This window comes from Niallia sp. FSL W8-1348 (assembly GCF_038006745.1).
GTDB classification, from domain to species: domain Bacteria; phylum Bacillota; class Bacilli; order Bacillales; family Cytobacillaceae; genus Niallia; species Niallia alba.
In genome coordinates, this window is record NZ_JBBOVV010000002.1 from 855,578 (window position 1) to 861,964 (window position 6,387).

At 34.4% G+C, this 6,387-nt stretch carries 12 protein-coding genes; 2 read left to right on the forward strand and 10 right to left on the reverse strand.

Annotation, left to right across the window (positions count from 1 at the left end; all coding sequences use genetic code 11):
* Position 1 precedes the first annotated feature (1 nt).
* The 7 genes from comGB to NST60_RS22760 form a co-directional block, all read right to left on the reverse strand.
* Positions 2-1,039, reverse strand: a complete 1,038-nt coding sequence (gene comGB / locus NST60_RS22730; RefSeq protein WP_169188828.1) for a competence type IV pilus assembly protein ComGB — start codon at positions 1,037-1,039, stop codon at positions 2-4.
* Positions 1,023-1,376, reverse strand: a complete 354-nt coding sequence (locus NST60_RS22735) for an ATPase, T2SS/T4P/T4SS family (protein WP_445304419.1) — start codon at positions 1,374-1,376, stop codon at positions 1,023-1,025. Before NST60_RS22735 ends, comGB begins: the two co-directional genes overlap by 17 nt.
* A 47-nt stretch (positions 1,377-1,423) precedes the next feature.
* Positions 1,424-1,567: a hypothetical protein gene (locus tag NST60_RS22740; protein WP_341100271.1), complete on the reverse strand. Its 144-nt coding sequence runs from the start codon at positions 1,565-1,567 to the stop codon at positions 1,424-1,426.
* Entirely contained in the window at positions 1,564-2,166 is a 603-nt protein-coding gene (locus tag NST60_RS22745) for a replication-relaxation family protein (RefSeq protein ID WP_341100272.1), read from the reverse strand. The genes NST60_RS22740 and NST60_RS22745 overlap by 4 nt, the downstream gene beginning before the upstream one ends.
* Positions 2,132-3,352, reverse strand: coding sequence for an FtsK/SpoIIIE domain-containing protein (locus tag NST60_RS22750; protein ID WP_341100275.1), 1,221 nt, complete (start codon positions 3,350-3,352; stop codon positions 2,132-2,134). Before NST60_RS22750 ends, NST60_RS22745 begins: the two co-directional genes overlap by 35 nt.
* Positions 3,353-3,436: 84 nt before the next feature.
* Positions 3,437-3,697: a hypothetical protein gene (locus tag NST60_RS22755; protein ID WP_341100277.1), complete on the reverse strand. Its 261-nt coding sequence runs from the start codon at positions 3,695-3,697 to the stop codon at positions 3,437-3,439.
* A gap of 1 nt (position 3,698) precedes the next feature.
* Positions 3,699-3,923 (reverse strand): hypothetical protein, encoded by a 225-nt coding sequence (locus NST60_RS22760; protein ID WP_341100280.1) that lies wholly within the window; start codon positions 3,921-3,923, stop codon positions 3,699-3,701.
* 153 nt (positions 3,924-4,076) lie between these two features.
* On the opposite strand from NST60_RS22760, the gene NST60_RS22765 reads away from it, so the two are divergent.
* Positions 4,077-4,280 (forward strand): helix-turn-helix transcriptional regulator, encoded by a 204-nt coding sequence (locus tag NST60_RS22765; RefSeq protein ID WP_341100281.1) that lies wholly within the window; start codon positions 4,077-4,079, stop codon positions 4,278-4,280.
* A 9-nt stretch (positions 4,281-4,289) separates the two neighbouring features.
* Positions 4,290-4,649 carry a DUF4064 domain-containing protein gene (locus NST60_RS22770; RefSeq protein WP_341100283.1) on the forward strand — a complete coding sequence of 120 codons (360 nt, stop codon included), beginning with the start codon at positions 4,290-4,292 and terminating at the stop codon, positions 4,647-4,649.
* 173 nt (positions 4,650-4,822) lie between these two features.
* Here the strand turns inward: NST60_RS22770 and NST60_RS22775 are convergent, their stop codons facing one another.
* From NST60_RS22775 to NST60_RS22785, 3 genes are all read right to left on the reverse strand, one after another.
* On the reverse strand, positions 4,823-5,683 hold the full coding sequence (locus tag NST60_RS22775) for a peptidoglycan-binding protein (protein ID WP_341100285.1): 861 nt from the start codon (positions 5,681-5,683) through the stop codon (positions 4,823-4,825).
* 131 nt (positions 5,684-5,814) lie between these two features.
* The gene (locus NST60_RS22780) at positions 5,815-6,045 is read right to left on the reverse strand and encodes a phage holin (protein ID WP_445304420.1); all 231 of its coding nucleotides are present in this window, start codon (positions 6,043-6,045) and stop codon (positions 5,815-5,817) included.
* Between the two features lie 5 nt (positions 6,046-6,050).
* Positions 6,051-6,338 carry a hemolysin XhlA family protein gene (locus tag NST60_RS22785; RefSeq protein ID WP_341100290.1) on the reverse strand — a complete coding sequence of 96 codons (288 nt, stop codon included), beginning with the start codon at positions 6,336-6,338 and terminating at the stop codon, positions 6,051-6,053.
* Positions 6,339-6,387 lie beyond the last annotated feature (49 nt).

A 6,387-nucleotide genomic window follows, 5' to 3' on the forward strand; every position in this document is an offset into this window, starting at 1 on the left:
ATTAAAATCCATCTAATAATTGAAACATTGGCATTAATACGGACAAATAAATAGAAATGATTAATATACCGACACTTGCGTATAGAGTTGGTTGAAGGACTTTTATTGTTTGTTGTAAATTTTCTTCTATTTGCGTTAAGCAATAGTTTCCAAAATAATAGAATTCTTGATCAAGCTTTCCATTTTCCTGGCCATGGCGAATAATTTGTAATAGTTCTCTATCCAAAAAAACAAACGGTGCAAAAGCATGTTGAAGATGAACACCTTTTTTTAATCGATAAATAGTAATTTTACCTATTTCCGAGTAGAGTCTTTGCTCCTTATTTTCTTGGAAGAATTGCAAACATTCATAAATAGAAAATCCGCTGGATAATAAATAACTTAACTGGATAGAAAGAAGATAAGAGAAATAGTGTTTCACAAATTTACCTACAAATGGGATACGCGCTAATAAATTCATTTGAACAATGATATTTGACTTACGGAAATACAAATAATAATAGAGAATGCTTGAGAAAAGTAAGAGAAGTAAGACTACACAGAAATACGGAATAATATGATCAATAAACTGGAGAAAAAGGAGAAAGAAATTTTTATTTATATTCATCGTTACAAAAATGGAATTAAATTTCGGTATGAGTATGCTTTGAACGAAGAAAAATAAAACGAAGGTAAATAATAATAAAAAGACAGGATAGGAAAGAATTTTCCTTAATTTTTTGATGGTATCTTGCTTATTTTGAATCATTTTACTGGCATCTTGAAAGGCATTAGCAAATCCTCCATGTTTTTCAGCAAAATAAACAAAGCTAATAACCTGACGATCAAAATTTAATCTCACAAGGTTTTCAAAAAATGTATCCCCTCCTTTTAATGAACCGTAACAAGCATTTATATCTTCCATTCGACGATCAGGCATGTAAGAACAGGAAGATTGAACTGCCTCTGCCATGGAATATCCCCTATCCAGCAATTCTCCTATACACTTTAAAAATCTAGCTTGTTCTAAATTAGACCATGCATTATTTTTTTTCATCATAAATCCACCGTTCATATTCCCCTTTCTTTATATAACCTAATGCTATACCTTTACAAATAATCTCGCCTAATGATTTATAGTTATTTGTCAAACTATCGGTTTGATTATAAAGAATTGCAGGAATCTTACGTCCTGTTATCATTTCAAACACGGTTGACCGCTTTAAACGATCATTTAAACGGTAACAGCTAGGCGAACATCCATCATCACAAAATGGACATACTATCTCGACCAATCTTTGGGCAGTAACAGCAATTAAGGTTTGTTCAATTTCTGTCTCCTTAATACCAAACTCCAATAAGCGATGAATCGCACCTTTCGCATCCCTTGTATGCATGGTAGTCAACACCAAATGTTCAAAGTTTATAATAGGCACATGCACACTCAATCTAGTTCATACCCATTCTTCTTCAACCAATTATAACGTTCTAAGAAATCCGATTCGTCTATAAGGTCCTCAATTTCTTCTTCAGATAAACCCATGCAATCATGATGATCTTTAAAGATTTCATCAACAATGTTTTTCATCTTAAGTCCTCCTTGGAGATAATAATGTTCTCTAATTGCACTTCGCTACACAGCTTCTCTAATAGCCCTTTACGGCTTTCTGTTGTTGTATAGAATACAAGAATAGGCTTATGTTTAAACTGTTCTTCAATGGCTGGTGAAAGTAGTTTATATTGGTTTATTTTCTTTTTGTTCTCTGACATGGATTGAGTGCGGTCTACTTCTAGAAAGTGGAATATATTGTGGAGGGTAAAAGTAGCGTCTGGTATGATGGTTGACTCTTTATAGGATAGTCCGTTTTTATATTTAAAGGTTATTTTTTGCTCTGCTCTCCAGTCACTAGGACATTCAAAATAAAGTAACATATCATTTCTAAGCAAGTGATGATCTACAGTTAAAGACCATTTGATTTCTGTTTCAGCACCTATGATTTCTCGACCAAGATTATTTAAATAATAAACATTGCGGCCATTATGCTTTCGAATAGTTAAATACTCTTTCATCTGATTCAGTACCTTAAGAGCATTTCTGAGGCTTCCTAAACTATGCAACTGCCTTAAATGTTCGCTTGTAGCAAATTTAAGCTCATTCAAACTTAACAAGATCTTCTCTTGTCGCATTTTCTTCTTCTCTATGCTCGACAACGTCATCTGGTTTCACCTCTAATACTTGTGTATCTTGATATTTTTCTAGTCGTTCCCACATCTCTTCATGGCTTATGAATGGCACTTGCAATTCCCTTAATTCATGCGTTTTAAAGATAGCCCTTCCCTTTATATTACTCGGTAGTTCCTCGGCTCCTACGTCATCTATAGCAACCTTAGAAGCATATCCGCTCGGAAGCCTAAAGGAAATCTTAGCATCAGCATTCTGTTTAATCTGTCTAGGTAATGTATCAGCTGTAGGATATTGAGTTGCATAGATTAATCTATATCCTAACGCTCCTGCTACACGAGCAATTTCAGACAAGACACCCTGGCAATAAGATAGTAATTGTTTCTCTTGTTTACTGTGGAATTTATCTGGTGCCAATTGTGCTGCTTCATCCACAATAATAAACCTACGTTTACGAATCTTTGTGTCAACTACATTCGAATAATTATTCTTACGGAAAAATTCATAATCCTTAGCAAACATCGATTGTAGTTTTTGAAGTAGTTCTGTGGCTTCGTATATGTCGCAAGCTACGTCTTTAACATGTTCTAATGCTTTGTATCGATTGAACTCTAAACCACCCTTTAAATCGATAATATAGAACTCTACATTGTTTTGGTGATGTTCGATTAAATAAGTCATCATCATGCGTAAAAATACTGTTTTACCAAAGCGAGTTGTTCCTGCTGCAGTCATGTGTGGAGTGTGGTCAAAATTATGCCATAGAATTCCCCTAAGACTTTTTCCTAACGGAACGCTCCAATCATATTTAGAAGGCAATTCTGCGTAAGGAAATAGTTCTGGCAACTCTTCATTAAAGACATGGACCATTAACAGCTTTTTATACTCGATTTCCACAGGCTTATTTAAGCCATCACTAAATACATTGATTTCACTTTCGATTTTGGTCATTTTACTGGCTGGTAATCCGAGTGGCACGCTGTACAAGTATGTGGTCCCAATTGTTTCTTTACCGTCCACAATTGATTGCTTACCTTTGAATTTTGGAATTTTTAATTCCCCTTCTTTACCCCTGATTCCATATCCGATATTCCGCATAATACGCTCAATTTTTTTATGGTCAGCTTCGGCAACCCTCGGTAGGATTGCGACAGCAAGAATGGCGAGGGGAAATGTGAGTAATTCGAGCATTTCGTTTCACTCCTTCGGAACTATTTTGTACAAGTAATAACATATGAAAATACTAACTTTTAAATGGATAACGCAATAGACACATCAGAACCCGATTACTAGACTACGAAACAGTGGGTTCTTAAAGATGGCCCATGCTCCAGCTAATACGCCACCAGATACTACTACTAAACGAACGAGAGATTCATTGATTTCTACGCCACACTTTTCTAAGATTACTAGAGCGATTAATACGCCACCTGTGCTTATAAAAAATGTTAGTCCTCCATCTAACCAACTGTGGACGGGCATTGTAGGATAGATATTGCCAGCTACAAACGCCTTGAATGGGATCACCTCATACATATCATTCATCCTCCCAAGTTAAGTCTTCTTCATCAGTAACGCCTCGTCTTCTTAATTCACCAATAATCATGTTGCATGCTTTCCTCATATCTTTGACACAGTATTCATTATCTTTTGTTGCGAGCGAAAAAATAAGAAACGTATTACATAAATCATCTAATTCTTCTAAACTTTTCTTCGCTATATCCTTTTTTAATTTCTTTAAATTGATATTCCTTTTGTTCATGATGGTACCACTCCTTATCCGTTTGATAGTCTATTGGTATGCATTTAAAAAAAGAAATTGCCTGTCCTTCACAAAAAAATTGTGCATATATTTAATGTATTTTTGTTAAAGGATTTACATTCTAATTGTGGAATATTATTAGTGGTGATGAATATGTTGATAAGTAATATAGGAAAGCTAATAGACGAATCCCCTTATAAGAATGAATATGTTATGATGTATATGGAAGTATCTAGAAATACTTTATCTAACTGGCGTACAGGAAAATCTTTCCCTTCAGTTCCTAAATTATATAAATTATCTAGACTTCTGGGAGTCACTATTGAAGAGTTATATGAATACATCGAGAATAAATAGGAGGAAAAAATGAATCGATCTGCAGAATATACATTATCTATGATTGCATCTATACTTTTAACTATAGCTTGGATTATAGGTGTTTTTATTTTCTTTTTAATAGTATTAGGACCATCTATTGATGACTTTTCAATGTTTCTTGTATTATATCTATTTATATATTCGCTTATTTCTTTACCATTGGTTATCTTAATATGGGTATCGACTTTTAAAATCAAAAAGAATAATCAAAAATGGGGAATTTTCACGCTTGTAGTAGGTGTCATCTATACATTTTCTGTATATGTTGTTCCAGGAGTTCTCTTATTAATTTCTGGAATATTAATGGTAACGAAAAACAACCGAGATAAGACATCGATTCAAGCATAAAAAACAGCCCTTCTCAAATGAGTTGGGCTGTTTTTATGCATGCATTTTCTGTTTTATTGTGGAAGGATATTCCTTTTAGTTCACGAAATGTACAAAAAAATACCCCACTCCGTAGAGCAGGGCTTGTAGGTATAAATATGATGTACAACTATTGTATATCAATCCGTATTATTTTATGCAAAGAACTTAGCGAATGTATTAGGTCCAACAATTCCATCTTGGGTTAATTTTTTATCCTTTTGGAATTTTTTAATAGCTGCTAACATACCATTACCAAAAATGCCATCGAATCCTTTTGGGTCATACCCATTGCAATATAATAAACCTTGTACAAATTTGATCCAAGTTGCACTAGATTTCCCTTTTTGTATAACAGGAGCAGCCTTTTTAGATTTAGGGCCAAAGATTCCATCCACACTTACACCAACTAAATGTTGATAAACTCTGACGTATGCTGACTTTGTTTTTGGTCCAGTGTAACCATCCTCGACAAGTTTTGTAAACTTAGCTTTTGAAGCATAGCCATTCAAAAACTTTTGATAAGCTTTAATATTACTATTACCGCCAGATGGCTTAGATGGAGTAGTAACTACTTCTGAATCCACTTTTGTATCTGGTGTAACTGTAATTTTACCAGTGTACTCCAAGTGCGGATTGTCTTTAAAGCTAGTCCAATCTCCACCCCATTCAAATCCTTTAGATTTCGCAATAGCTGCTACACGTTTCCAGTCTTTATTAACTGTCCAGTATGCCGCTGTGCCTTCTTTGTTAGTTAAACAGAAATCTACCGCAATACCGAAATTGTGATTTGATTGTCCACCTTTTGCATTTGTAACAATTGGACCGGGTTTTGTTCTGCCTTGTGCATATAAGGCATCTTGTTCTGCATATGAACGATATCCGTCTGTAATCAATACGTAAATCCCTTCATTGTAAGCTTCTTCGATAATCTCTAATACTTTTGTAACTACAATTGCTTTCATACCAGAACCCATACGACTAATCGCTTTGCTTTTTAATGTTTCTACACTCATTTTAAACCCTCCAATCAATATTTTTCGTTTAATAAAACGTCTTGCTCAACCTGATCAATTTTGCTGAAGAACCATTTAATTTTCTTGAACATAAAATCACTCCAATTAAAAAGAGCAGCCGTTTGGCTACCCTATTTCGCATTTGTTAGATTTTTTTCTTTAAGGACTTCTTTTTGTTTCAAACCTTTCTTACTTAAATAGTTATTTTTCCAAGTTGCATACAAGATATAAATACCAGAAGCAACAGCGATAATGTCATTTACCAAATCCTCTGAAATAGTTTGATAGCCTAACATGTTTAATACTGAATTGATAACCGCTAAAATTAGTAACGCGAATCTTGTTACACTTGCTTTATCCATGTTAATCATCCTCCAATTTTAATTGCTGCATAAAAAATGGCTACAGCTCCACCAATTAACGCAACAATCAGTGCATTAGTGATCGATCGCCGTAACCATTTTGTATCATCTTTGATGTCCCTTAACGTCTCTTTGATGTCTTTGATGTCATGTTCATGGATGTCTGTTTTTCGTTCTAACTGATCTATCCTTTTATGGTCTTCTTCCTGCTTGTTCTTGATGTTATCTATCTCGGATTGTATAGCACTTTTCCACACGTCCACATCAACTTGCACCTCCTGTTGCGTTGGCATTTTCCCATCCCCCTTTTCTCTCTATACATAGGTTTTCACCTCCTTAAAT

What these genes read in the sequence shown, in the direction of transcription:
- comGB (WP_169188828.1), bottom strand. Translation starts at nt 1,039, where the DNA reads ATGATGAAAAAAAATAATGCATGGTCTAATTTAGAACAAGCTAGATTT.
- NST60_RS22735 (WP_445304419.1), bottom strand. Translation starts at nt 1,376, where the DNA reads ATGCATACAAGGGATGCGAAAGGTGCGATTCATCGCTTATTGGAGTTT.
- NST60_RS22740 (WP_341100271.1), bottom strand. Translation starts at nt 1,567, where the DNA reads ATGAAAAACATTGTTGATGAAATCTTTAAAGATCATCATGATTGCATG.
- NST60_RS22745 (WP_341100272.1), bottom strand. Translation starts at nt 2,166, where the DNA reads ATGCGACAAGAGAAGATCTTGTTAAGTTTGAATGAGCTTAAATTTGCT.
- NST60_RS22750 (WP_341100275.1), bottom strand. Translation starts at nt 3,352, where the DNA reads ATGCTCGAATTACTCACATTTCCCCTCGCCATTCTTGCTGTCGCAATC.
- NST60_RS22755 (WP_341100277.1), bottom strand. Translation starts at nt 3,697, where the DNA reads ATGTATGAGGTGATCCCATTCAAGGCGTTTGTAGCTGGCAATATCTAT.
- NST60_RS22760 (WP_341100280.1), bottom strand. Translation starts at nt 3,923, where the DNA reads ATGAACAAAAGGAATATCAATTTAAAGAAATTAAAAAAGGATATAGCG.
- NST60_RS22765 (WP_341100281.1), top strand. Translation starts at nt 4,077, where the DNA reads ATGTTGATAAGTAATATAGGAAAGCTAATAGACGAATCCCCTTATAAG.
- NST60_RS22770 (WP_341100283.1), top strand. Translation starts at nt 4,290, where the DNA reads ATGAATCGATCTGCAGAATATACATTATCTATGATTGCATCTATACTT.
- NST60_RS22775 (WP_341100285.1), bottom strand. Translation starts at nt 5,683, where the DNA reads ATGAGTGTAGAAACATTAAAAAGCAAAGCGATTAGTCGTATGGGTTCT.
- NST60_RS22780 (WP_445304420.1), bottom strand. Translation starts at nt 6,045, where the DNA reads ATGGATAAAGCAAGTGTAACAAGATTCGCGTTACTAATTTTAGCGGTT.
- NST60_RS22785 (WP_341100290.1), bottom strand. Translation starts at nt 6,338, where the DNA reads ATGCCAACGCAACAGGAGGTGCAAGTTGATGTGGACGTGTGGAAAAGT.